At 59.5% G+C, this 25,496-nt stretch carries 24 protein-coding genes; 10 read left to right on the top strand and 14 right to left on the bottom strand.

What is annotated here, in order from left to right; all coding sequences use genetic code 11:
- Nucleotides 1-12: 12 nt before the first annotated feature.
- The 5 genes from AC1D06_RS18075 to AC1D06_RS18055 form a co-directional block, all read right to left on the bottom strand.
- A complete protein-coding gene (locus AC1D06_RS18075) occupies nt 13-1,392 on the bottom strand; it encodes an amidohydrolase (RefSeq protein ID WP_477987314.1) in 1,380 nt (459 codons plus the stop codon).
- 1 nt (nt 1,393) lies between these two features.
- Entirely contained in the window at nt 1,394-2,053 is a 660-nt protein-coding gene (locus tag AC1D06_RS18070) for a glutathione S-transferase family protein (RefSeq protein ID WP_477987311.1), read from the bottom strand.
- Nucleotides 2,050-2,895 carry an aromatic ring-hydroxylating dioxygenase subunit alpha gene (locus tag AC1D06_RS18065; protein WP_477881631.1) on the bottom strand — a complete coding sequence of 282 codons (846 nt, stop codon included), beginning with the start codon at nt 2,893-2,895 and terminating at the stop codon, nt 2,050-2,052. The genes AC1D06_RS18070 and AC1D06_RS18065 overlap by 4 nt, the downstream gene beginning before the upstream one ends.
- Complete coding sequence (locus AC1D06_RS18060) at nt 2,885-3,544, bottom strand: Rieske 2Fe-2S domain-containing protein (protein ID WP_477881630.1); 660 nt, start codon at nt 3,542-3,544, stop codon at nt 2,885-2,887. The genes AC1D06_RS18065 and AC1D06_RS18060 overlap by 11 nt, the downstream gene beginning before the upstream one ends.
- Nucleotides 3,545-3,707: 163 nt before the next feature.
- A complete protein-coding gene (locus AC1D06_RS18055) occupies nt 3,708-3,980 on the bottom strand; it encodes an acylphosphatase (RefSeq protein ID WP_477881628.1) in 273 nt (90 codons plus the stop codon).
- 154 nt (nt 3,981-4,134) lie between these two features.
- On the opposite strand from AC1D06_RS18055, the gene AC1D06_RS18050 reads away from it, so the two are divergent.
- A complete protein-coding gene (locus AC1D06_RS18050) occupies nt 4,135-4,461 on the top strand; it encodes a helix-turn-helix domain-containing protein (protein ID WP_477881626.1) in 327 nt (108 codons plus the stop codon).
- A gap of 141 nt (nt 4,462-4,602) precedes the next feature.
- On the opposite strand, the gene AC1D06_RS18045 is transcribed toward AC1D06_RS18050, so the two are convergent.
- From AC1D06_RS18045 to AC1D06_RS18030, 4 genes are all read right to left on the bottom strand, one after another.
- A complete protein-coding gene (locus AC1D06_RS18045) occupies nt 4,603-5,817 on the bottom strand; it encodes a calcium-binding protein (protein ID WP_477987310.1) in 1,215 nt (404 codons plus the stop codon).
- Between the two features lie 117 nt (nt 5,818-5,934).
- The gene (locus AC1D06_RS18040; RefSeq protein ID WP_477987309.1) at nt 5,935-7,059 is read right to left on the bottom strand and encodes a site-specific integrase; all 1,125 of its coding nucleotides are present in this window, start codon (nt 7,057-7,059) and stop codon (nt 5,935-5,937) included.
- On the bottom strand, nt 7,056-7,463 hold the full coding sequence (locus tag AC1D06_RS18035; protein WP_477881620.1) for a PIN domain-containing protein: 408 nt from the start codon (nt 7,461-7,463) through the stop codon (nt 7,056-7,058). Before AC1D06_RS18035 ends, AC1D06_RS18040 begins: the two co-directional genes overlap by 4 nt.
- Nucleotides 7,463-7,717, bottom strand: a complete 255-nt coding sequence (locus tag AC1D06_RS18030) for a type II toxin-antitoxin system Phd/YefM family antitoxin (RefSeq protein WP_477881618.1) — start codon at nt 7,715-7,717, stop codon at nt 7,463-7,465. The genes AC1D06_RS18035 and AC1D06_RS18030 overlap by 1 nt, the downstream gene beginning before the upstream one ends.
- A 487-nt stretch (nt 7,718-8,204) precedes the next feature.
- Between AC1D06_RS18030 and AC1D06_RS18025 the strand changes: the two genes are divergently transcribed.
- The 3 genes from AC1D06_RS18025 (at nt 8,205) to AC1D06_RS18015 (ending at nt 13,131) form a co-directional block, all read left to right on the top strand.
- Nucleotides 8,205-10,154 (top strand): PrkA family serine protein kinase, encoded by a 1,950-nt coding sequence (locus AC1D06_RS18025; protein WP_477881616.1) that lies wholly within the window; start codon nt 8,205-8,207, stop codon nt 10,152-10,154.
- A gap of 102 nt (nt 10,155-10,256) precedes the next feature.
- Nucleotides 10,257-11,582: a YeaH/YhbH family protein gene (locus AC1D06_RS18020; protein WP_477987307.1), complete on the top strand. Its 1,326-nt coding sequence runs from the start codon at nt 10,257-10,259 to the stop codon at nt 11,580-11,582.
- A gap of 4 nt (nt 11,583-11,586) precedes the next feature.
- Entirely contained in the window at nt 11,587-13,131 is a 1,545-nt protein-coding gene (locus AC1D06_RS18015; RefSeq protein ID WP_477987306.1) for a SpoVR family protein, read from the top strand.
- A gap of 207 nt (nt 13,132-13,338) precedes the next feature.
- On the opposite strand, the gene AC1D06_RS18010 is transcribed toward AC1D06_RS18015, so the two are convergent.
- Entirely contained in the window at nt 13,339-13,866 is a 528-nt protein-coding gene (locus AC1D06_RS18010) for a flavodoxin (protein ID WP_477881611.1), read from the bottom strand.
- A 79-nt stretch (nt 13,867-13,945) separates the two neighbouring features.
- The gene (locus AC1D06_RS18005; protein ID WP_477987305.1) at nt 13,946-14,935 is read right to left on the bottom strand and encodes an aldo/keto reductase; all 990 of its coding nucleotides are present in this window, start codon (nt 14,933-14,935) and stop codon (nt 13,946-13,948) included.
- Between the two features lie 230 nt (nt 14,936-15,165).
- On the opposite strand from AC1D06_RS18005, the gene AC1D06_RS18000 reads away from it, so the two are divergent.
- The 4 genes from AC1D06_RS18000 to AC1D06_RS17985 all read left to right on the top strand — a co-directional run bounded on the left by AC1D06_RS18000 (nt 15,166) and on the right by AC1D06_RS17985 (nt 18,546).
- A complete protein-coding gene (locus AC1D06_RS18000; RefSeq protein ID WP_477987303.1) occupies nt 15,166-16,059 on the top strand; it encodes a LysR family transcriptional regulator in 894 nt (297 codons plus the stop codon).
- A 135-nt stretch (nt 16,060-16,194) separates the two neighbouring features.
- The gene (locus AC1D06_RS17995) at nt 16,195-16,665 is read left to right on the top strand and encodes a cytochrome P460 family protein (RefSeq protein ID WP_477881606.1); all 471 of its coding nucleotides are present in this window, start codon (nt 16,195-16,197) and stop codon (nt 16,663-16,665) included.
- A 9-nt stretch (nt 16,666-16,674) separates the two neighbouring features.
- Nucleotides 16,675-17,361 carry a DUF4405 domain-containing protein gene (locus tag AC1D06_RS17990; RefSeq protein ID WP_477987301.1) on the top strand — a complete coding sequence of 229 codons (687 nt, stop codon included), beginning with the start codon at nt 16,675-16,677 and terminating at the stop codon, nt 17,359-17,361.
- 42 nt (nt 17,362-17,403) lie between these two features.
- Complete coding sequence (locus AC1D06_RS17985; protein WP_477987300.1) at nt 17,404-18,546, top strand: aldo/keto reductase; 1,143 nt, start codon at nt 17,404-17,406, stop codon at nt 18,544-18,546.
- An 86-nt stretch (nt 18,547-18,632) separates the two neighbouring features.
- Here AC1D06_RS17985 and wecB read toward each other — a convergent pair whose 3' ends face one another.
- The 3 genes from wecB to AC1D06_RS17970 form a co-directional block, all read right to left on the bottom strand.
- On the bottom strand, nt 18,633-19,892 hold the full coding sequence (wecB, locus tag AC1D06_RS17980) for a non-hydrolyzing UDP-N-acetylglucosamine 2-epimerase (RefSeq protein WP_477881600.1): 1,260 nt from the start codon (nt 19,890-19,892) through the stop codon (nt 18,633-18,635).
- Nucleotides 19,893-19,904: 12 nt separating this feature from the next.
- The gene (locus AC1D06_RS17975; RefSeq protein WP_477987299.1) at nt 19,905-20,693 is read right to left on the bottom strand and encodes a CpsD/CapB family tyrosine-protein kinase; all 789 of its coding nucleotides are present in this window, start codon (nt 20,691-20,693) and stop codon (nt 19,905-19,907) included.
- 81 nt (nt 20,694-20,774) lie between these two features.
- Complete coding sequence (locus AC1D06_RS17970; RefSeq protein ID WP_477987298.1) at nt 20,775-22,328, bottom strand: GumC family protein; 1,554 nt, start codon at nt 22,326-22,328, stop codon at nt 20,775-20,777.
- Between the two features lie 466 nt (nt 22,329-22,794).
- Between AC1D06_RS17970 and AC1D06_RS17965 the strand changes: the two genes are divergently transcribed.
- Entirely contained in the window at nt 22,795-23,721 is a 927-nt protein-coding gene (locus tag AC1D06_RS17965; RefSeq protein ID WP_477987297.1) for a glycosyltransferase family 2 protein, read from the top strand.
- Nucleotides 23,722-23,881: 160 nt separating this feature from the next.
- On the top strand, nt 23,882-24,559 hold the full coding sequence (locus AC1D06_RS17960; RefSeq protein WP_477881591.1) for a sugar transferase: 678 nt from the start codon (nt 23,882-23,884) through the stop codon (nt 24,557-24,559).
- Nucleotides 24,560-25,496 lie beyond the last annotated feature (937 nt).

The raw sequence follows: 25,496 nt of genomic DNA, 5'->3' as shown, positions 1-25,496 counted from the left end.
CGTTTTGAGTTGCTAGAATTCCAGTTTGGCAAGCGCTGTTTCTGCGTCGGCGGCAAGCTTGGCTTCGTCCAATGCGGGAAAGGCGCCCTTTTCCCAGACCACGCGGCCATTGATCATGGTCAGGTCGGTCGGCGCTCCCACGCCCACCTTGGCAATCAGGCTGAGCGGATCATGCCGCGTGCCGACATAATCCATGCGCCGCGTGTCGATGGCGAAGAGATCGGCGGCCATGCCGGGCGCCAGCCGGCCGATGTCGTTGCGGCCGAGCAATGCGGCACCGCCCGTCGTCGCATAGCCGAGAAAGTCGGCCGGCTCGGGCACAGGATGGGCACGCGTCGAGGCGACCAGGCATTGTAGCATATAGGCGGAATGGATGCAGTGCATCAGATTGGAATTGTCGTTGGAGGCCGCACCGTCGCAGCCCAGCCCGATGCGCAGGCCGAGCGCCGACATGGCGGGAATATCCGTCACCTCGGCGCCCACCAGATAGACCGGTTCGGGGCAATGGGAGACACCGCTGCCGCGTGCCGCCATGGTGCGCAGCTCGTCATGGGACAATTCCCAGCAATGGGCATAGAAGGCGTCCGGCCCGGCAAAGCCGATTTCCTCAAGATAATCTACTGTCCGCATGCCGTGACGGGCTGCGATGACCGGGCTCTCGCCCTCGCCGACATGGGTATGCATCTGCACGCCGCGGTCCCGCGCCAGCGAAACCGATTGCACGAAGGTCTCACGGTAGCAGTTGACCGGCTGGCAGGGCGCGACCACGACCTGCCGCATGCTGAAGCGGCTGGCGTCGTGATAGCCGTCGATCAGCCGCGCGCAGTCGGCGATGAACTCGTCCGTCGTCTCCAGCATTTCGTCCGGAATGGTCGAGCCTTCGGATTTCGGCAGCGTATTGCCGCCGCGGCCGGCATGGAAGCGCATGCCCAACAGTTCGGCGGCCTCGAATTGGCGGTCGATCAGCCGTTTACCGGCATGGCGGGGAAAATTGTACTGATGGTCGAAGGCGGTGGTGCAGCCATGCTTGATCAGCTCGGCCATGGCGGTCAACGAGGAATGATAGAAACAGTCCTCATTGAGCCGCGAGAAGATCGGATAGATGCGGTCGAGCCACTCGATCACCGACAACTTGGTCCAGTCGAGATCGGCGCGATTGCGCACGAAGCACTGGAAGAAATGGTGATGCGTGTTGATAAGGCCGGGATAGACGAACCAGCCATCGGCATCCTGCACGGTGGTGCCGGCCGGCAATTCGCCCTTGTGCAGTCCTTCGCCAATGGCCTGGATTGCCGGACCATTCGTCAGGATGTCGACATTGCGGCGGACGCTTGGGCCAGTTCCATCGTCGACGATGACCGCAGCGCAGTTCCTGAGCAAGTGGCCGGCCATGTCACGACCCTTCCAGATCGAGCTGCGGCTCGGGCTTCAGCTCGTGCAGCCGGTGGATGCCGGGCATTTCAATGAAATGATCGAGGCTGCGGATCGCGCGCGACCAGAGCCGGATCGTCGGATAGGGATCGAGCGACACGCCGCCATCGGGCGCGAGCGCCACATAAGGAAAGCAGGCGATATCGGCGACCGTCGGCCGATCGGAGGCGAGGAAGCGCATGCCGCGCTGGCTTTGCTCGAAAAGCCCGGCTTCCAGTTCGCGCAACGCCGCTATGCCCTGGCTCTGCAGTGTGTCGATATTGCCTGGGCGGAGCAGCATTTCATGCAGGCGCGCGCCGCCGAGATTGGCGGTCAGCCGGTGCGAAAACGACAGCCATTGCTGGATGCGCGCCGCTTCTTCCGCCGCGCCGCTGCCCAGCCATTCCGGCGCGGCCTTGGCGGCGACATAGACGAGCATGGCGCAGGATTCGGTGAGGATCAGGTCGCCGTCCTCAAGGATCGGGATCGAGCCGCCGGGATTGAGCGCCATCAGTTCCGGGCCGCGATGTTCCAGGCCGGGATGGAAATCCACCGGCCGGAGATCGAGCTTAACACCGCTCAGGGCTGCCATCAGGCGCACCTTGTAGCAGCTCGGCGAGAGAATGTAGTCGTAGAGCCTCATTGTGCCACCAGCTGTGCGCCATAGAGATAATTGTGGCGTTTGAGCCAGCGGCGATAGGCGATCGAGGTTTGGTCGGCGCGGGTCGGTGTTTCCATACCGGGATCGAGCGGCAGCAGCGCCGGAATCTGGTTCTCCAGGATCGAGCGATCCTGCAGGAAGATCGTCTGCTGGAAATGAATGAGGTCGGTCATCGGTGTGTCGTCATCATAGAGCGCCATCCACGGCCAGACGTCGCACAAATCCTCGGCCAGCGGCTGGACAAACAGGGTGATGACGTCCCATTCGCCGGGGCGGGGCGGGCAGGTCTTGTAGAGGACCGAACAGGTCGGCGCCGGCACGCGATACATATATTCCGTGGTGATACCGCCGCTGGCCGATTTGGCCGCCTGCGGTTGATAGAATTTCACCTGCGTCGCCCAGACCTCGTCGACATCGTCCCGGATCTCCACCTTGTAGTTCTGCACTTCGGTATGCGGTTCGGCGCCGAGGATATCGGTGTGCACAAAGGGGAAATGGGCGATGTCGAGAAAATTCTCCACGGCGCGCAAGGGCGAGCAGCGCACGCGCACCACGCCGACATCGACCAGCCGGCGGCCGGGCTGGTCCGCCTCGGGAATAGGGAATAGCTCCTTGTTCGGCTTGCCGATCGAGGACCAGACATGGCCGTAGCGGACGCAGATAGGCAGCGCCTGGCCGCTTGCATCCGTTACTCTTGGCTGACCGTCGGTGCCGAGCGCAACGTCGATCGGCTCGCCCATCAGCGCCGTCCGGCGTCCTTGTGCGTCGAGTTGGCTATAGAGGCCGACCGGATACCACTCATCGATCATCGCGTCATGCGGCATGTCGCGATTCCTTTCGTTGAAATTCCTCGGCAGCGCGGCGCAGGCTTTCGATGGCCCGCGATGCGGTAATGCGTTCGGGCGAATTGGAACCCTCCGCCAGCAGGACGTGGATCAGTGTTTCGTCATCGCGCTGCGGCACGAGCAGCAGGCGCATGGCCGGCGCGTCAGATGACTGCCAGACGAGACCCTCCGGTCCTGCCGTGGCGCCAGCCGCTGCTTCGATCGCCCCCAATCCGGCCTTAGCTGTCAGAGAGCGTAGAGGAGCGAGGCCAGCAAGCTGTGGTAGTCCGGCACTCGGTTCGCCGACGGCGACCCATATGATCCCGCTGGCCTCTTCGACCCTATGCGTGACGACGCGAATCGTCTCCGGCGGGGTGAGGCCGGGATGGGCGGGAATACGGACACAGGTTCCGGCCTGCGAATAGCTCCAGCCGTGATAGATGCAGGACAACACTTCGCCGCGCACGAAGCCGTGGGAAAGACGCATGCCACGATGGGGACAGCGATCCGCCGAGGCGGACACCTGCCCGGATCGGCTTCGCCAGAGGGCAGCAGGACCAGCGGGTGTGAGCGCAGGCATGACGGTTGCTGTCGGCAAATCCTGGGAAAGGGCGACGGGTATCCAGGAGTCTCTCAGGTCGGACAGCATGACCTTACTTTCTGTACTTCATATCGATGTTTATCGAGCGAAAACGTAAACTTGAAGAGATCGTCCGGACGCTCGACAGGGCACGTTTGCATAATTATTTCGCAATTGCAATCTTGATGAAATTAACGGCAATTCGGGTAGAAAGGCGTAGGCGAGAGCAATGCTAGGTGGTTCCCGGATCGATCGACAGGCGGTCAATCGTCTCGACCCAGACGTCGATCGGCCCGAGCGAGCATCCCATTTCCATCATGTCGATCAGTTCAGCGGCTCCGGCCAATTCGATCTCGATTCGGTTGGCGCTCGTGTGGGCGATTTTCTGTACGAGGCCGAGCTTTGCGGCGTGGCGCTGGATCCAGGGCACGAAGGACCGGGCATCCAGGTGGTCACCGCGGATGATCATCCGTTCCTGCAGTTGGGTAGGGCATTCGCCCGTCATCGTGGACCTCGTGGTTGGCGTCATGGCTTTTGCAGCATAGCGGCGGCATGAGCCGATGGTACAAAATAATTCTGTCGTCGAGAGCCCTCATCGTTTTGTTCTCGTATGTTGGACAAACGATACGACAAGCATCTGGTCGACTTGGAGGAGAAACATGGGTGATCTCGATAGGCTGATACAGTCGCTCCCCGGCGATGAACGGTATGCAGTTGTCAAGCGCGTTGAGGAGCTTGTGATTGCTAACAATTTGCGTGAACTGCGGGTGCTCGCCGGGCGAACGCAGGAAGACGTTTCCGCCGGAACCGGTTTTAAGCAGACCAACGTCTCAAGACTCGAGAAGCGCGCTGATATGAAACTTTCAACGCTTCGCGATTATGTCGAATCCCTCGGCGGCACTTTGAAAATCGTCGCGGATGTTGCCGGTAAGAAAGTCGATCTCTCCAGCATTGCAGAGCGCTCCCGACACGGTTCAAAGATGTGAGAGGGTGACTGGTAGGGGACGGGCCTTAAAGCCCGGACCCCTTGGCGAGATCAACGAGGAAGATTGATATCTGGAGGTCATTTCGGCGCTTCTGGTATCGCTGCGTTGCCGCCGGGAGATGCCCCTAAGATGGGCAGATTATCAGACAAGATAGTCCGCACCGCTCGTTAAAGCCAGTGCGTCTGTGAGCCGTTCCGCATGCACATGGTCTTCCGCGGCATTGCTTTCGAATTTTCCGGTCGCAAGGTCGAGCGTGCCGTCGGAAAACACGGCGAACTCGACATTGGTGAGGTGATCCGTGCCCTCGGCCTTGCTGGAGATTGTGCCGGCGGATTTGTCGAAATGGTATGAAGCGAAGTCGGATTGATAGTAGGCATCGTCCACGCCCTTGCCGCCATCGAGATCGTCGTTGCCGCCAAACCCTTCCAGTCGATCGCTTCCGCCGCGCCCCTCGATCATGTTGTGCCGGTTGTCGCCGAGCAGCCTGTCTGCGAAGTTGGAACCGATCAATCCTTCGATCGACTTGAAGATGTCACCCGCAGCGTCGTGGGTATTTTGCGAGCTATCGGAAATATCGGCGGTCACGCCCTTGGTGGCGAGTTTGTAACTTGCATAATCGAGACCTGCGCCGCCGATCAGCGCGTCGTGTCCGGCCCCGCCGTTCAATCGATCGCCCCCTGTTCCGCCGACCAGCTTGTCATCGCCCGCCAGGCCGTAGAGAAAATCACCGCCGCCGCCGGTCTTGAGCACGTTCTGGTCGGCACTTCCGATAACGAGGTCTCGATATGGCTTGGTGAATGTGCCGCCATGGGTGGTGTCGTAATCGTTGGGCAAATCCGGATATTTCTTCACCCAGGCGCTGTCTATCTTGGCGCCGTCAGTATAGTGCACGCCCCGCTCGATGATTTGTCCATGGGCGTCGTAAGCCATATAGGCAAGCTGTTGGACGTATCCGGCCTGCTTGTAGATTGTGTTGGCGAAAAGCTGGTTATCGCCGGCCGGCTCTGCGGGCGTCCAGTTGTCGGTGCGGCCGGTGAGAGCGTGGCCCAATTCATGGATGATCGCCGTGAACGGGAAGTCCTGGACCGCATTGCCGTGCTTGTCGATGTAGCTCGCATCATCGAGCTCCCGCAAATCAAGCCTGACGATGCCTTTATTGAGCAAAGCTTCGAAATCGCCTTCAACATATTTGAATGTGATCACGTGCTTTTCGTCGTTAACCCAATGGTCGAACATCTGTCGTGCGATGGACGATTCCTGGTAGGCCTGTTTGATGACGCCGAGGATTGAATCGCGGTCGCTTTTCGAAAATGCTTCGTCAATTTTCGTGGCTTTCAAGATGTCTTTGACACTCACGGCCGGATCCTTTCATGCGCCAAATTGCAGGCTTCACAAAGCATATAAGGGCGCGTCGGAATCACAGGTCAAGTCAGTCACCGCTTGTTTCTAACCCGACACGTGGGGGAGGGTGCCTTAAAGCCCGGACGCCTTGGTCAGATTGACCCTGAAGCGGTCGCGCCGGCGCTGGTATTTGCGGGTCATTTCGGCACTGGCATGGCCGAGCTGCTTCTGCACATAGCGCTCGTCGACCTCGGCCGAAGAAGCCAGACCGGCGCGCAACGAGTGGCCGGAGAATTTTTCGGCCCGCTCACCCTCGCTGAGATCGCCGCGTACACCGGCGGCAAGCGCTGCCTTTTTGACCAAGCGTGCAACCTCCTGGTCGTTGAGGCGATCCGGACCGACATCCTTGCCTTGGCCGCGGACGCGACGGAACAATGGGCCCCTGGCGATCCTGGCAAATCTGATCCAGGTTTCGACGGCGATGATGGGGCAGGTCGCATTGGATGAGCCGCGACCGATTTCGACCTCGCGCCAGCCGGTCTTGCCGCGCAGGGTGGCAACCATGCCCTTGTCGAGGATCTCGATCCAGCCGCGTCCATCCTCGGTCTGATCGCGGCCAAGGTCCAGCCCGACGATTTCAGAACGCCTGAGGCCGCCGGCAAAGCCGAGCAGCAGCATGGCGCGGTCACGCAGGCCGCGCAGGGTCCCCCGATCCAGTGTCTCCAGCATGGCGATCAGGTCTTCGGGCAGGATGGCTTCTTTCTGGTGCGGCGGGGCGGTGTGGATGTTGCGGATGCCGGCGAGCACGGTGGCAATGGCGCGATCTTTCCGGTCGAGCGCCATGCCACGCTGCGAACAATTCCAGCTGATCGCCGACAGCCGCCGCTCGATCGTCGACACCGTCATGCCTCGCGTTCCATGTCCGGYGGTTCCGAAGGCGCTGCCGGAGGCGAGGGCCGTGATGTAGAGACCGACGACCTGCGGATCCGGGGGGAGGGAGGACAGATTCTGGCGGCGGCACCAGCCGGCAAAATGCTTCCAGTCGGAGGCATAGGCTTTCCTTGTATTGGTGGAACTGGCGGCCTCGACATAGCTGCGCGCCCGATCCGCGAGGCGCTCAAGCTGCGCCGAAAGCGCGGTCGCGTCCATGACAGCGGAGGGGAGGGTTGCGCCATCAGGCTCCGTGCCGATTGCACCATGACCCCGATCGGAGAAACCGGCTTCTGATAATTTCGCGCTGGACATCGGGTTGCTCACGCCGGTGTCTCCCAAGGATTGATCACAAATACATCGGTGTCTTCGAAATCCCCGACATTGCGGGTGACGAGGATCAGGTCGTGCACAATGGCAGTTGCAGCAAGGAGCCCGCTCATATCGCCACAGGCCCGGATCGCACTGAGGCGGCCCCATTCGACGGCAATCTCGTCCGTCACCGGCAGGATACGGTCTGCATGGTCGTGACGCAGCTTGCGCAGCCATTCGGTGAGGTGAGCCACCGCTTTCGGATCCGACGTCTGTTGCGAGGCGATGCCGCGCATGATTTCGCCGAAGGTCAGTGCGCTCAAATAGATGCTGAGCGGGTCGACCGAGCGCAGCCAAGCCGCAGCCTGCGGCGTGCCGCGTCGCGCTTCCGAGATGATGTTGGTGTCGACGAGGTACATCAGACGCTCACGTCGTGGCGAGGGGTCTTGGCGCGCGCCTCGACCGCATCGGCGAACGGCTCGTCCCAAGCGGGACCGCCGAGCAGATCGTCGACCAGTGTCGGCCGGCCGGCCAGCAGCGCATCGTAGTCATCGGCGGATAGAACCACGGCCGTGCGCTCACCGCGCACGGTAACCACCTGAGGTCCCTCGTGGCGCGCCTTCTGCACCACTTTTGAGAATTGGTTCTTGGCGTCCTGTAGCTGCCATTCCATCCACTTGCTCCAATCTAGCTAGCCTGTCTAGCTATACGCTTCTGTTCGGCAACGGCTCAAAACCCGATGACTTCCGGTGCCCTTGGGCGCGCGGATTTTCCCTGATCACTTCTTTTCCGTATGTATTGACAAAAACGAACGATAATGCAAGATTATCATTCATTCTTTGTTAGCTTCATGATGTGCGGTTTGTGCGTTGAAGTTGGTAAGAAAGCGCTCGCATCTTCGTCATGATGCTGCCTCTGAGGGCTTTGGCTGTGAGCGCACGACAGGACCGCGCCGACCGATGCGTGAATACCTGGTTGATTAGTTTGGCATGGAGAATTGAAGATATCGTTGCGGCGCGGTGTTCGGTCGGCGCCGGCGCGTGGAAAGCCATGCCTCTCTAAGTTGGAACATGTACGGAACAAACTGGGCTGGAATGCGTTTCATCAAGTAGCGGTTGGCATGACCAGAACCTTAGCAGAGGCAACCGCAGGAGAATTCCATGTGGCCGGGCGATAGCGACGTTTTTGACCTCTTCTCCAAAACATATACGAGTGGCGCGCAAGAGACGCTGAGTTTACAGGAATATCTGCTTGCGTGCCGCGAGTCGAAAAGAATGTATGCCACGGCGCAGGAGCGAATGGTCGAGGCCATAGGCGAGCCTCAACTGATCGATACCAGTGCCGACGAACGCCTTGGGCGGATTTTCGGCAACCGCACCATAAAGATTTATCCGAGTTTCGCAGACTTCTATGGAATGGAAGACACGATCGAGCGGATGGTGGGCTATTTCCGCTATGCGGCACAGGGACTCGAAGAGCGCAAGCAGATCCTCTATTTGCTCGGGCCGGTCGGTGGCGGCAAGTCATCGCTGGCCGAACGCCTGAAGAAGCTGATGGAGCAGCAGCCGATCTACGTGCTGGCCATCAACGGCAAGGTGAGCCCCGTCTTCGAATCACCGCTAGGCCTCTTCCACCCCGACCGAATGGCCGACCTGCTGGAAGACAAGTATGGCATTGCCAGGCGAAGGCTCACCGGTCTGATTTCGCCCTGGGCCGCGAAACGTCTCGACGAGATCGGCGGTGATATTTCCAAGTTCAGCGTCGTAAAGCTCATGCCGTCGCGTCTGCGCCAGATTGCCATCGCCAAGACCGAGCCTGGCGACGAGAACAATCAGGACGTGTCCGCTCTGGTCGGCAAGGTTGACATCAGGCAGTTGGAGAATTTCAGCCAGGCCGATCCCGACGCTTACTCGTTTAGCGGTGGCCTCAACCGGACGACGCAGGGACTTCTCGAATTTGTCGAAATGTTCAAGGCGCCGATCAAGGTTCTGCACCCGTTGCTGACGGCCACCCAGGAAGGCAGCTATAACGGCACGGAGAATTTCGGTTCATTCCCTTACCAGGGCATAGTGCTCGCCCATTCCAACGAGTCGGAATGGCTGCAGTTCAAGCACAACAAGAACAACGAGGCTTTCCTCGATCGTATCCTGGTCGTCAAAGTCCCGTATTGCTTGCGCGTAACAGAGGAACGTCTGATCTACGAAAAACTGCTGCGGGAGAGCGAGCTTTCCAAGAGCCCTTGCGCGCCTGAAGTGCTGGAAAACCTCAGCCGCTTCACGGTTGCCACGCGTCTCACCCTGCATGAGAATTCCCCGACCTTCACCAAGATGCGGGTCTATGATGGCGAGAACCTCAAGGACACCGATCCCAAGGCGAAGTCGCTGCAGGAATATCGCGATGCGGCTGGTGTCGATGAGGGCATGACGGGCGTCAGTACGCGTTTCGCCTTCAAGGTTCTATCGGAAACGTTCAACTACGACACCAAAGAGGTCGCGGCCGACCCGGTGCATCTCATGTATGTTCTCGAACGGGCAATTCGGCGCGAACAGTTTCCGAAGGAGATAGAAGCCGGCTATCTTGATTTCATCAGGTCCGAACTTGCGTCCCGCTATGCCGAGTTCATCGGCCACGAGATCCAGAAGGCCTATCTCGAGTCCTATAGCGAATACGGCCAGAATCTGTTCGATCGCTATATCGCCTATGCCGATGCATGGCTCGAAGATCAGGATTTCAAGGATCCCGATACAGGTCAGATCCTCAATCGCGAGGTCCTCGACAGCGAGCTCTCGCAGATCGAAAAGCCCGCCGGCATTGCCAACCCGAAAGACTTCCGCAACGAGGTGGTAAAATTCACGTTGCGCGCCCGCGCCAAGAACAACGGCCGAAACCCCGGCTGGACCAGCTACGAAAAGCTCAGGGAGGTGATCGAGAAGCGGATGTTCGGCCAGGTCGAGGATCTTCTGCCGGTCATCAGCTTCGGCTCGAAGAAAGATAGCGCCACTGAAAAGCAGCACGCCCAATTTGTCGAGCGCATGGCGGAGCGCGGCTATACTGTGCGCCAGGTCCGGCGGCTCGTGGATTGGTATATGCGCGTCAACAAGGCCGGCTAAAATTCATCCGCTTAGACCTCTGTTTTGTCGCAGATTCTTGTCGGAAAACCATGGAAAGCTTTTCCGGAGCCTGCTGAGCACTGTCCAAGGGGAGGCAGGCCAATGCCGAATTTCATCGACCGCCGGCTGAACCCGAAGGACAAGAGTCTCGGGAACAGGCAGCGCTTCCTGAGAAGGGTCCATGAGCAGGTCAAGCGGGCGATCAGGGACCGGGTGAAGTCGGACAAAATCACAGACGTGGATGCCGCCCATGGCGTGCCCATGCCGAGACGCGGTGCCGATGAGCCAAGCTTCCGGCCTTCCATCAGGAGCGGAGACCGGGACTATGTGCTCCCCGGCAACGAAGAATTTTCGCCCGGGGACAAGCTGCCTAAGCCGGAAACAGATAGCGGCGGCGGTCAGGGCAATGCCGACAGCGGGAAGGCCGGCGGCGACGACGATTTTATCTTTGTCCTGTCCCGCGACGAGGTGCTCGATCTTTTCTTCGAGGATCTCGAACTCCCCGATATGGTCAAGCTCAGTCTCAAGGAAACGGTCATCTTCAAGTCGCGTCGTGTCGGTTTCACGACATCGGGAACGCCGACCAATATCAATGTCGGTCGCACCATGCGCAACAGCTTCGGGCGTCGCGTCGCGCTCCGGCGTCCCAGCGAACGCGAATTCCAGGAAATCCTCGACCAGATCGCGGAACTCGAAAGCAAAGGAAAGCTGTCGCAGGCGCAACGTCAAAAACTGCAGGTCCTGCGTGACGAACTCGACCTCTTGAAACGGAAGCGCCAGCGCATCGCCTATGTCGATCCGCTTGATGTGCGGTTCAATCGCTTCGAAAAGCAGCCGCTGCCGAACGCGAATGCCGTGATGTTCTGCCTGATGGATGTGTCGGCTTCGATGGGCGAACGCGAAAAGGACCTGGCCAAACGCTTCTTCGTTTTGCTGCACCTCTTCCTCAAGCGTCGCTACGAACGGATCGAAATCGTCTTCATCCGCCATACCGAAGAAGCGCGAGAGGTCGATGAGCAGACGTTTTTCTTCGACAAGCAGAGCGGCGGCACGGTGGTCTCGTCCGCACTTGAGGAGATGCAGCGTATCGTGCAGGACCGCTATCCACCGAACATCTGGAACATCTATGCGGCCCAGGCCTCCGACGGCGACAATGCGACAGGCGACTCGGAACGCTGTGCGCATCTCCTGCGTGAATCGCTGATGAAACTCTGTCAGTACTACGCCTATGTCGAGATCATCGACGAGCGCGAGAGCGACATATTCGGGACGACCGACAACGGCACGTCTCTGTGGCGCGCCTACCGCACGGTCCACGGCAGCATACCGAATTTTCAAATGACGCGGATATCGAAGCCAGCCGATATCTATCCGGTGTTCCGAGCGCTCTTTGCCCGTCATCAGCCCGTTGCAATGAGGCAGAGGTAGGCGAATGGTGAAGCGCGCCGCATCAAACTTGCTGTTCGACGGCTCGGATTGGAATTTCGAAACACTTTCGCGCTCCTATGATGCGATCGAGACGATCGCAATTGAGGAGATGGGGCTCGACGTCTACCCGAACCAGATCGAGATCATTTCGTCCGAGCAAATGCTCGATGCCTATTCCTCTATCGGCATGCCGCTGATGTACCAGCACTGGTCCTTCGGCAAGAGGTTCGCCTTCGAAAATCAGCTTTATCGCAAGGGCCAGCGTGGGCTGGCCTATGAGCTGGTCATCAATTCAAACCCCTGCATCACCTATCTCATGGAAGAAAACACCATGCCGATGCAGACACTGGTGACGGCACACGCGGCCTTCGGCCACAATCACTTCTTCAAGAACAACTATCTGTTCCGGCAATGGACCGATGCTGGGGCGATCCTCGGCTATATGGACTTTGCCAAGAAATATATTGCCAGCTGCGAGGAGCGGCACGGTCTCAATGCTGTCGAGGAAATTCTCGATTCCGCGCACGCCCTCATGGATCACGGCGTCTTTCATTACCGCCGGCCGCCCCGTCTTTCGTCGGAGAAGGTCAGGGAACGGGCGCGGGAACGGCTGGAATATGAGGAGCAGACGTACAATGATCTATGGCGGACGCTGCCTGAAACGGGCGGTGCCCGCGACATGGAAGCCGTCGAGCGCGAAGCATCGGAGCGGAAAGGCAAGCTCAATCTCCCCGAAGAGAACCTGCTCTATTTCATCGAGAAGAACAGCCTCATTCTCGGGTCCTGGCAGCGGGAGATTTTGCGGATCGTTCGTGTGATCGCGCAATATTTCTACCCGCAGGCCCAGACCAAGGTGATGAATGAGGGCTGCGCGACGTTCGTGCATTACACGATCCTCAACAGGCTGTTCGACCAGGGCAAGATCAGCGAGGGGGCGATGCTGGAACTGTTGGCGAGCCACGCCAATGTGGTGTTCCAGCCGGGTTTCGACGACCCGCGCTACTCCGGCATCAACCCCTATGCTTTGGGCTTTGCGATGATGCAGGATATCGAGCGGATCTGCACGCTACCGACTTCGGAGGACCGGGAGTGGTTTCCCGACATTGCAGGCAATGGCGACTGGCGAGGCACACTCATCGATGCCTGGGCGAACCACCGCGACGAGTCCTTCATCCTGCAATATCTCAGTCCCGCCTTGATGCGCAAGTTCCGCCTGTTCCAACTGTCCGACCGCAGCCGCGACAGGTTTTGCGAAGTCAAGTTCATCCATAACGAGCAGGGCTACTCCGCCGTCCGTTCGGCGCTGGCGCGAAACTATGATCCCGGCACGAGCCGGCCGGACATTCAAGTGGTCGACGTCGATCTGCTGGGAGATCGCCAGCTGCGTTTGCGGCAAACGGTAAAAAACGGCGTGCTTCTGGACGAAAAAACCCGCGACGCGACCCTTGCGCATATACGCCGCCTATGGGGCTACGATGTCAGCCTTGCCGGGTACGATATATCCGGGGACAAAGTTCTCTATGAATGCTCAACGGCCACTGCTCGTTGATATGCGCTGAGAGTTCGCGGAAGCGGAGCCCGTGTTACATTCCATGGCAGCGGCAAACTGTGGAATGTGCAATTTACGATCGAATACGCTTTCGTGGACGGCCGTTGGCTGGCTATGAAATCCGAAGGTGGTATCTGGGAATAGCATAAGCCGTTCTTCCGCACGACTGTCACGTCGAGACCACGCAAATCTATGCAGTCGGGTGACCTACTCGACTTTGCTGAGCCAGCCCCAAACCTCAATCATCGTCCGCCGTTCCTGGTCTGCTTCCATGACAAACGGAGGCTCGATGCACGCGCCCGGCGCATGCTCGGCAAGTACGCTGAGGCTCGAGCCGACGCCATAGCCGCCATGAGTGACAAAGGGCCGCACCGTCTTGCCGGTCAGGTCGTGCCTGCTCAGGAATGAGCGGATGACCGATGGGGCGGTTTCGCCCCATATCGGAAAGCCCAGAAAGATCGTGTCATAGGCCTGAAGGTTCGGAACCGTCGCTTTGAGCGGCGGCTCGAAGTCTTCCTGCCGCTCGCGCTCCGCCTGTGCGACCATTTGCATATAGTCGGCCGGGTAAGGCTTGGCGGTTTCGATCTCAAACAGGTCGGCCTCCAGCGCCCGGCTGATCTGGCCCGCGATAACGCGGGTGTTGCCGGAGCGCGTGAGATAGGCGACAAGCACCTTGCTTTGGCAGGAGGCCTGGGCGTTAGCCGGATCTCCGGCCGAGGCCAGACCGGCGGTCATGCCGAAGAGGAGGGCTCCTTTGAGCCCGTCCCGCCGCGTGATGGTAGGTTTGCTGTCCGAAGTAACCCTCTTCGGCATCTTAAAGGCCTGTCATCTTAAGCACGGCTTTCGGCAGACGTTCACCCTGCACCTCCACCTTGGCCAGGCCGGCGGCAATCTCCGCGAGGTCGGCCGCGGTGAGCTCAAGCTCGACCGCACCGAGGTTTTCCTCGAGGCGATGCAGCTTGGTCGTGCCCGGAATCGGCACGATCCACGGTTTCTGCGCAAGCAGCCAGGCGAGGGCGACTTGCGCCGGCGTCGCACCCTTGCGTTCGGCCACGGCCTTGGCAATATCGACCAGTGCCATGTTGGCCTTGCGGGCTTCCGGCGAGAACCGCGGCACGTGATTGCGGAAGTCGGTCGGGTCGAACCTGGTGTTCTCGTCGATCTTCCCGGTCAGGAAGCCGGCGCCAAGCGGGCTGAACGGCACGAAGCCGATGCCGAGCGCCTCGAGCGTGGGCAGCAACTCCGCTTCCGGGCCGCGCCAGAACAGCGAATATTCGCTCTGCACGGCGGCAAGCGGATGAACGGCGTGGGCGCGACCGATCGTGCCGACACCGGCTTCCGACAGGCCGTAATGCCTGACCTTGCCTGCAGCGACCAGATCCTTGATGGCGCCGGCGACGTCCTCGATAGGCACATTCGGATCGACACGGTGCTGATAGAAAAGATCGATATGGTCAGTCTTGAGCCGCTTGAGGCAGGCCTCAGCCACCGCCTTGATATGCTCAGGGCGGCTGTTGGTGCCGCCGGTCCGTGCGCCGGTTTCGAGATCGATATCGAACCCGAATTTGGTGGCGATCACCACCTTGTCACGGATCGGAGCGAGGGCATCGCCGACCAGAACCTCGTTGATGAACGGACCATAAGCTTCGGCGGTATCGAAGAAGGTGACCCCGCGGTCATGGGCGGCACGAATGAGCTTGATCATTTCGGTTGTGTCCGCCGCAGGCCCGTAGGCTGAGCTCATGCTCATACAGCCGAGCCCCAGGGCGGACACTTCCAAAGTTCCGAGTTTACGTGTTTTCATGGTGTTTCTCCTAATTTTTGATCTCAGATCATCACGTAGCGCATCAGAATAAWGGCGAGGATTGCGCCCTTATGGGACGCTGCGGGGAGTGGGATGTCTGCAGCATAGTGCTTTCCGGTTGGTTCGACGGGCGGCTCGGCCGTTCCTGATCTGGTGCTCTGAATGTAGCGTTTGCGGCCGCTTTCGATTAGCTGCTATAATCTGCATGAACCTATTAGACGGACTAATGAATGGCGCAGGAAAACCTCAACGATCTCGTGGCCTTCCTGACGGTGGCGCGCGAACAGAGCTTCACCAAGGCGGCGGCCAAGCTCGGCGTGTCCCAGTCGGCACTGAGCCAGACCGTGCGCGGCCTTGAGGAGCGGCTGGGCATCCGGCTGCTGATGCGCACCACGCGCAGCGTCTCGCCGACCGAGGCGGGCGAGCGGCTAAGGCTCTCACTCGGGCCGCATTTCGAGGAAATCGATGCCGAACTGAGCGCGATCAGCGCATTGCGGGACAAGCCGTCCGGCACCGTCCGCATCACCGCCGGCGAGCATGCCGCGATTTCCATCCTGGCCCCGGCGATCCGGCGTCTGGTGCCGCAATATCCGGATATCCGTGTCGAGGTTATCGTCGACTATGGGCTGACCGACATTGTCGCCGAACGCTACGATGCCGGCATCCGCCTCGGCGAGCAGGTCGCCAAGGATATGATCGCGGTCAAGGTCAGCGGCGACATGCGCATGGCCGTGGTAGGATCCCCGGACTATCTCGCGCGCTACGGCAGGCCGGAAACACCGCAGGATCTCACGCGCCACAACTGCATCAACATGCGCCTTCCCACCCATGGCGGGATTTTCCCGTGGGAATTCGAGCATTGCGGCCGGGAGCTCAAAGTCCGGGTTGACGGCCAGCTCACCTTCAACAATATCGCCATGCGGCTCGACGCAGCCCTTGCAGGCCTAGGCCTTGCCTACCTGCCGGAAGACCAGGCGTCGCCATATTTCGACGGCAGGGGCCTTGAGCGGGTGCTCGGAGACTGGTGTGAACCGTTCTCAGGCTACCACCTTTATTATCCGAACCGCAGGCATGCCTCGCCGGCCTTCGCCGTGGTCATCGAGGCGCTGCGCTGCCGTGAATGATTGCCGCATCACGGCTAATCAAAAATCTGTGATTAATAAGCACAACTAATAGCTTCATACGGTTTCCGGCGGCTAATGCCCAGCTGCGTTGTCGCCTACCTTGTCATCATCTCTACTTTGACAGGGTTTGACCTCATGAGCTTTGGCCGCTTCGTTCTCGCACTTCTCCTTTCGCTCGCCGGCTGGGCGGCCCATGCCGAATCCAACCGGGTCCAGTTCCCGGCCGACCTGGACAAACTCGTGCACTACACCACCATCCGGCGCGGTGAAGTCACCGAGCGCATCCTCACCACGCAAGAGGCGCTTGCGGCCGTCAAGAGCGGCCAGCCCATCCCCGACGGCACGCATTTCGTGCTCGTCGATTATCGCGACGGCAAGGTCTACCGCTATTTCGTCATGCAGAAAGGCTCCGGCTGGGGCAATGACTATGACGAGGTCCGCCGGACCGCCGACTGGCAGTTTCAATGGTTTTGGGCGGACAAGTCGGCCAACATGGACGAGAATACCGCCCGCTGCCAGTCCTGCCACACGGGCGCCCGGGCGGAACGGAATTACCTCTATACTTTCGACGCGCTGGGCGCGTTCGACGGCACAGCGGTGGAATAAGGCAAGCCCATGAGCCCGATTTTCCTGCTGCGCCTGGTCCTTGATTTCTTCGCGGTCGATCTGCTGATGGTCGCGATGGCCTACTGGTGGCTGGACAACGGAACCCATGAACTCGTCGGCACGGCCATGTTCGCCTTGCTGGTCCTGCACAATATCTTCAATCGCCGCTGGTGGGGGAGCCTTTCCCGGACCCGGCGACAGCCGAGGCCGGTGGCGACATTGGTGCTCAACCTCACGCTTGCTGCCACCATGATCACCCTGCTGATCACCAGCCTGCTGATCTCGCGGTCCCTCTTCGGTTTCCTGGCAGTCGGCAGCCCGACGGCGCGCGATCTCCATATCCTCGCCGCCTATTGGGTCGTCATTATCGCCGCGGTTCATCTCGGCATGCACTGGCCGGTCATCTTGGGCGTTGCCGCACGGCTCGCCCGGATCACGCGGCCGAGCCAGGCCCGGCGCGTCATACTGAGGATCCTTGCCGCCGGCGTCGCCGTGCTCGGGGCCTTGAGCTTCCTCGAGCTGGATATTGCCTCACGGCTGCTGCTCGTCCCGACCATCGTGTTCTGGGACTTCAATGAAGATGCCACGGGCTTCTTCCTCCGCCTCGGCGCAATTGCCGGCCTGGCCGCCGTGGTCGGCCACTATGGGCTCGTGGTTCTCCAGGCCCTGCAATGTCGCCGGCGGGCTGCGGCGTAAGCGCCGAACCCGACCACCACCTAGCAACAAAAGGATGATGATATGACCCAAGGACTCGAACTGAACCGCCGCAACCTGCTGCTGGCAGCGGGGGCACTGGCCGCCGCCGCCAATGTCGGCGGCGCCCCGGCCAAGGCTGCAACGGAAAGCTCCACCGTGAGCGTTGGCGGGGACATCGGCCGGCGCAAGCTCGGCTCGCTCGAGGTCTCAAGCATCGGCATCGGCGTGCAGAATATGAGCCGGACCTACCAGACCACGATCCCGACACGAACCGAGATGCACCGCATCATTCATGCCGCCTTTGACCGTGGTATCACGTTCTTCGACGCGGCCGAGGCCTACGGCCCGCACGAGGTCGAGCGGATTCTCGGCGAAGGCATCGCCTCTTTCCGCGATAAGGTCGTGATCACCTCGAAATTTGGCTGGAACATCGACCTGAAGACCGGCGAACGCTATCCCGGCCTCAACAGCCGCCCTGATCATATCAAGCTGGCGGTCGAAGGCATGCTCCAGCGCCTTAAAACCGACCGCGTCGATCTGCTCTACCAGCACCGCGTCGATCCTGAGGTGCCGATCGAGGACGTCGCCGGCGCCGTCAAGGACCTGATGGCCGGAGGCAAGGTGCTGCACTGGGGCCTGTCGGAAATGGGCCTGCAGACGCTGCGCCGCGCCCACAAGGCCTTGCCGCTGACGGCGGTACAAAGCGAGTATTCGATGCTGTGGCGCGGGCCTGAGACCGGTGCCATCCCGGTCTGCGAGGAACTCGGCATCGGCTTCGTGCCCTGGAGCCCACTCGGCGTCGGCTTCCTGACCGGTGCGATCGATGGCCGCACGCAATTCGCTCCCGGGGATATTCGTAGTGTCGAAGGTCGTTTCACCCCTGAGAATATTTCCCTGAATCTTGCCCTGGTGCAGCTGGCCAGGACATGGGCGGCGCGGAAACAAGCCCAACCCGGCCAGATCGCTCTGGCCTGGCTGATGGCCCAGAAGCCCTGGATCGTGCCCATTCCCGGCACGACGCAAATGCCGCACATGCTCGAAAATGCCGGCGCGCCTTCCGTCCGGTTCTCGGCGGACGAGATTGCGGAGCTCAATGCTTCGGTGGCAGCAATCAAGGTTGCGGGGGCAAGACTGCCCGATGCCGTCCAGACCTATTCCGACGTGGAAGCGCCGCTACGATCATGAATCGGCGCACCTCATCTGAATGAAGAGAAGCAGGCTGTCGTGCTGGCAGCCTGCTCGTTGCATGTGCTGTCTTCTTTCCGCAGTCGTCAGGCGGGTGGGATGCTTTCGTTGCGCAAATGCACCTGTCTCTCCATCCTGATCGTTGCTGCGTGCCGGATCTTCACCACGCGCCTGATCCGTTGCGTCGCCGAGGCCGCGAGGGTGCTGCGTATGCTGCTGAATTCCTCCGGCCGTGCACTGAGTCCGAAGAAATGCTCGATGGCCTGGACAGAACGCCGCGCCGCATGCCCGTCGCCATAAGGATTGACGGCACGCGCCATGGCCTCGTAGGCCTGCGGGTTGACGAGAAGCTCGGCGACCGCTTTGAAGACGGCATCCTCGTCCGTGCCGATCAGGCGCGCGGTGCCGGACGCCACCGCCTCCGGGCGCTCTGTCGTGTCGCGCATGACCAGCACCGGCTTTCCGAAGGTCGGAGCCTCCTCCTGGACGCCGCCGCTGTCGGTCAGGACGATGAAGCAATCCCGCATCGCCTGAATGAAATCATGATAGTCGAGTGGCTTCGTGACGATCACATTTCTCAGACCCTCGAGCGGCGGCAGAAGCACGGACCGGACAGCCGGGTTGAGATGTGCCGGCAGGAGAAAGTTGACACTTGGGAATTGCCTGGCCAGCCGGGCGATGGCGCGCGCAGTCTGGGCCATCGGCTCACCCCAGGACTCACGCCGATGCGCGGTGATCAGCACGGTCCTGCCCTTGGAAAGTTTGATCAGGTCCGGATGCTCGACAGGAGCATTTCGGCGCGAAACGTGCAGCAGGGCATCTATGACCGTATTGCCGGTGACGACGATGTCCTTTTCCGCGACGCCATCCTTCAACAGGTTCGCCTTGGACGTCTGGGTCGGAGCCAGGTGCAAGGCTGCCAACTGCGTGGTCATGCGCCGGTTCACCTCTTCAGGGAATGGGTTGAGGCGGTCGCCGGTTCTCAACCCCGCTTCGAGATGGATGAGCGGAATTTTGCAGTAAAAAGACGCCAGCGCCGCAGCGAAGCAGGTGGTGGTGTCCCCCTGGACCAGCAATGCGTCGGGGCTCTGCTCCCTGATAATGTCCGACACCCCTGCAAGGACGCGGGACGTGATCGTTTCGAGCGTCTGCGACTGGGTGATGATGTTGAGGTCGTGGCTGGGTTCGATGCCGAACAGCCGGTTGACCTGGTCGAGCATTTCGCGGTGCTGACCGGTGACGGCAACGATCGGCCGGCAGAATGACGAGCGATGCAGCTCATCGATCAAAGGCGCTATCTTCACGGCTTCGGGGCGCGTTCCATAAACCAACAATATCTTTCGCATAACCACTCTCTTTCAGTTGCCCGGGTGGCGGCATTTGTTGAGCACGACGCCGAGGACGTTGGTGCGGTCGGAAAGATATCGTTCGCAGGTATCGACCTCCTCAAACGTGGTTCGTCCCGCTTCCACGACAAGGATCGCGCAGTCGACATTCGGCAGAAATGCCGTAACGTCGTCGTTCGGGAGCATCGATGTCAGGTCATAGAGGACGACATCGGGGGCCAATACCTGCCGCATCTCCTTGAGGACTCTGGCAGCCTCCCGGCTCTGCAGCACTTCTGCGGAATATTTCACCGGCCATCGATTGGCGCCGATCGCGAGATTCCTCTCATGTCGGCGCAGGACGGCGGTCATGTCGCAGTCGCCACGTAGAAAGGCTTCCATGGATGACGGCGTCTCGAGGTCGAGTAAATCTCCTATCCGGTGATGCTTGAGATCGAGGTCCAGGAGCAAAGTCCGGCAATCCATCTGATTGGAAAAGCTGAGCGCCAGATTGAGGGCGACAAGCGATTTGCCGCATCCCGGCGTCGGCGAGGTTATTGCCACCGATGTCCAGCCATTCTGCCTCAGCGTCTGCAGGACTTTGGTGCGGATCATGTCGATGGCGGCATGCGCTGCCGTCGAACGATCTCCCGTTATGATGCGGCTTCGGGCAAGGGTCTTGGGGTTGAGACGCATTTCCTGCAGGCCGGCCCATGTGTTTTCCCGCACCGTGGATGCACGTGCTTCGGCCAGTTGCTCCGAGGAGCGATCAGCGATGCGCAGTTGAGGGCTGTCCTGTATCAAGGCGGGAGCTCGCTCCATGTCTTTACCTCGCGGCCTGAATTTCTCTTTTGACGAATTGTTTGCACCGTGCTCTTCGAACGTGTCCAATCTGGCCTCCGTTCACACCAGCCTCGAAAGCAGTTGCCGAAACACCAGGTCTAGTGGCGCGTAATAGTAATGAACCAGCATGAGTGAGGCCGGGATCGCGCCGGCGGACAGCAAGACCGCAGCACCAGCCATGTAGCGCGAGACACGCCGCTCATGCGGGGTCCTGATCATCGGGACGGTGCCGAGCGGTTCTATCTGCAGCTTCCTGAGGTCTTTGGGGCGGCGCACCGTTTTGTTGAGGATCTCGAGAAGCAGCACCAGGGCAACCCCCAAACCCAGTCCGCCAATGCCGCCAAGGGCGATCATTATCTTGGGCTTCAGGCCGGTGGGTCTTGACGGTGGCATGGCGCCCTCAAGCAGGGAGAAGCGCTGTCCGTCGGTACGACTCTCTATCTGCTCCCCCGTCAATGCTTCCGCGCGTTGCGCAATCGCTGCATTATATTGCAGCTGGATGTTTTCACGATTTCGCTGCAGCGTGTTCAGCTCGGTTTCGGTCGCGGGCGTTGCAGCGATGGATTTGGTCAGTTCCTCGACGCGATTGGCCGCATCGAGCTTGTCCCGCGCGATCGCCTGCAATCGCTCCTCGATAACAGGCAATTGCAGTTCAAGGCCAAAGGCTGGCTTCTGCGGGTTGGCGGGATCTTTCGCCACAGCACCCGGCTTCAACGGGATCATGCCTTCTCGAACCTTTGCAATCCGGTCGCGAAGGGCGATGATGTTCGGGCTGTTCTCCGTGAACAGCGCGAGTTGCTCGGCGAGTGCCCGGTTCAGGTCCACCAGCGTCTGTTGCTCCGGTGTCAGTGGCGCTGTCCCAGTGATCTGGCCCGTGTTCGTGTAGGTCATGATCAACTGGTTCTTGCTTATTCTGAGCTCGGATTCCTCGCGGTCCAGTGTCGAAAGCTTGTCCTGCAGACTGCCTTGCTCGCTGCGACGAAAAGCAAGGCTCTCGGGCAGGGTTTCATTGTGTGACTTCATGAACTGCAGATTCTCGATGTCCAGCCGCTTGAGCTCATCGCTAAGCCTCGCGACTTTCTGGTCGAAGAACCGCAACGTGTCGCCGGCGCGGCCGGCCCGCTCGCGCTTGTTCCTGTTGAGTATGATCGCAACAAGCGCATTGGCGACATCCGCCGACAGCGCCGCGTTGTTCGCACGGAAGGAGACTTCATAGACGGCGATCCCCTGCTCCGGGCTCTGCGAATCGAGCTGCAGTTGGTCGAACTTGATGCGGGACCGCATATCCTGGACGATATCCTCGTCACCAGGTTGGGCGGGACTGTCGCGATAAACACCGAGTTTTCGCGCAAGGGTGAGCAGCGCGTCTCGCGTGGTGATCTGCTGTTGCAGGACCTGCAATTGAACCAGACCGCCCATCGGCACGGTGGATCGGGCAAGATCGGTGGGGATCTGCGGTGCTTCCACCAGAATCTTGGCGCTGGCGCTGTAGACCGGCTGCATATGGCGAACCACAAGTGTCGCCACCACAAGGAGCGCCAGCGTGATCGCCAGAATGACATGCAGGCGGCGCAGAAGCGCCCGGACGTAAAAGCCAATTTCCAGTTTATTCATGGGTGAGACACTCAATTACGCGAATACATCTTTGCCTGTCGACACGCGACATCTTCGAGCGATCCGGCTGTCAATCATAGCCCGCCATTGTGCGTTTCGGGCTGGCGCCACACGGACCCCACGTAAGCCTTTTGAGCGAGAGTGCAGCACTTTCGGGCAGATTATCCTGCCCGATTCATCCATCGAGCGAGCACGGATACCTCGCAAGGCGCATATCCGTCGTCTCGGCACGCAGCCTTCCTGCTTAGTCGTGGCAAGATCCCGGAGAACCGGACTTCCGCCTTGCGACCGGGGAGGTAGGAATTGCCGCAGGGAATGAAACTATCCCCAATCGCGTGGAGGGGTGCCTGACCTCCCCCGAAAGCCTTAACTCTGCTCATATTCACAGTACGAACCGGAAAAGTCATTCTCAGAGGCGTGTCCGGAGCTGCCGGACCATGTCTAGGCATTCATTGCTGGGAAAAACATGAACAATCCGGTGAAACTCAGCGTGGTCATACCACATCTCAACGAACCGGACGGCAATCTGCTTCGCTGTCTCAACGCGCTCGATGCGCAGCGTACCGAAGAAACCACCTTCGAAATCATCGTCGTCGACAACGGCTCGGTGGAAATGCCGGAAGCCGCATGCGCCGGCATTGCCGACCTTCGGCTGGAGCGGGAGATCGTTCCGGGACCAGGTCCGGCGCGCAATCGTGGAGCGGCACTGGCGCGCGCCGATCTTCTGGCCTTCATCGACGCGGACTGCATCGCAGAGCCCGGCTGGGCCAAATCGATCATCGAATTCATGGCCGGCCGTCCCGACATCGCACTGATGGGCGGGGACATCGGTATCCTGATGACCGATGCGGGAAAGCCGAGTGCAATAGAATCCTACGAAAGCATCTATGGTTATCGCGCCCGCCTTTATGTCGAGCGCTACGGATTTGCCGCGACTGGCAACATGGCGGTGAGGAAAGACGTCTTCCACGCCGTTGGGCCTTTTGGCGGCATCGCGACCATGGAGGACACCGAATGGGGCCAGCGAGCGACAAGGTCTGGCTACCGAATTGCATTTCTTCAGGAAGCGAAGGTCCTTACTCCCTCCTGCAAGTCCTTTGGGGAGCTGGCCCGCCGCTGGGACCGCCATGTTGCGCACGAATTCGGAAACGTCGGAAGTGGTTTGACAGCAAGGCTGAGCTGGCTGTTTGCATGCGCACTGGTTGCCGCTTCCCCTCTCGGTGAAGTGATCGCTATCGCTCGATCCAGCCGTGTTTCGGGCTTCAAGAGCCGGTCGCTGGCACTTGCCTGCCTGGTGCGTATCCGGCTCTACAGGGCGCGGCTGATGCTGGATCTGGCGCGCCGGCGACGATTTCCCACCATGGTAGAGAGTTGGAACAAGGAAAAGATTTGACGGCGGCGCCGTGCCGGTGTGCAGGCGGGCTGAACGTCAGCGGGCAGAATCAGTATTCATCATGCCGCTGCCAAAGCAAAGATAGTGACAGGCTTCAGACGCTTTCATCTCGATTTGCTTAAAATGGCGGAAATAAAATAAAACAAGGCGGGAGGAATAAATGCTGAGGGCGATAATAAATTACTCTTCCGGTCTCAATATTTCAGGATTCCGATCACGATTCATATATTCGCGGCTCAATTATGCAACTGTCAAACGATGCCTTGATGTCGTGCTGACGGTTTTGGCTGCGCCGTTCTTGTTGATACTCGTCGGTGCACTGGCCGTCCTGGTCAGGCTGGACGGTGGAGGGGCATTTTTTTGGCAGTCACGCGTCGGGCGTGACGGCAAGCTGTTCAAGCTCTGGAAGCTGCGGACCATGGTGCCGGATGCGGACTCGCGACTGAGCGAGCATCTGGCAAAAAGTCCCGAAGCGCTGGACGAGTGGACGCGTTGTCAAAAACTCGCGAATGATCCTCGCATCACACGAATAGGATTCTACCTGCGGAAATATTCTCTCGACGAACTTCCGCAGTTGTTCAATGTGTTGCGTGGCGACATGAGCCTTGTCGGACCCCGGCCAATGCTGCCGGAGCAGCGCAATCTCTACCCGGATACAGCCTACTTCAGTCTGCGCCCCGGCATGACCGGCCTGTGGCAGGTGAGCAAGCGCAATGCCTGCACATTTGCGGAAAGGGCGCAGATCGATACCCGATACGCACGCACGTTCTCGTTTCGCACGGATCTATGGATTCTTGCCCAGACACCGTTTGTCGTGCTGAAAGGAACCGGAATTTAGAGCATGTTGTATCGATTTGGAGCCATTCTGTTGGCCTGATATACGACAGGTCCAGATGTCGGTCCCTTTTCGGGGCGCAGCAAACATTCCCGCGGCGTGCGATCGGTCGGGCCATGCCCCGATTTTAACCATGTTTGAAGTTCGAAGAGGCTTGCGATCCGATCGTCGAGCCGGCCTTTGAGATGGTTTGACAGCACTATCCTTCTCGCTTTCGGATGAAATCCAGGAGAGGATTTCCACATTTTCCATGCCGGCATGTCACCTGATAGCGAGCGTACAACCTCTCGGCCGATGAATCCTGTCCCGTCTGTGACAAGTATGCGCATGAAAAAAATCTGCTCGGCGCCAGAAAAATTCAAGATAAAACGGCCGATTCTCTCTGCTACTCGAGCCAATTTCCGCCCGACAGCTGCTTCGCGGTGAGAAGATCCGAAAAAAGTACGGTCCGCTGGCCATTCTCCAACCTACACTTCGATAAATAAGCTTAATTGTCGATCTCTCGCCTATGATGTGTCAACTTCGTCGACACAGAAACCGGCTTCGGCTCGCAGGTTAAGTAAAAATTCATTATTATTAACGAGCTCAGCGGGAATTTACTCCTTTTTTACACGAAATCTTCAGACATTACGCGATTTCGATCATGCTAATATTCTCCGCGATGCCCGGAAAGCGGCACGGAGAGTGCTTCTTTGTGAAATGGTATTTAAGTCTGTCAATGTATCGACGGGCCTATTCAAGAGAAAGGATCGGTCGGGTTTTAGTATCATCAAGTCCGTTCAAACATTGTCACGATCGTCGGGTAAACAACTCCACGACGAATACCGCGATCTCGGAACATGGGTGAAATAAGCGTAGACATACACACGTAATCTAAGTACTCAAACAACCTATACAGCTTCGATAAAATAGTGTATGTGTAAATCTACTAACGATCAAT

Source organism: Rhizobium sp. P2_G2 (assembly GCF_056403555.1).
This window is presented reverse-complemented; position numbering and strand designations above follow the sequence as displayed.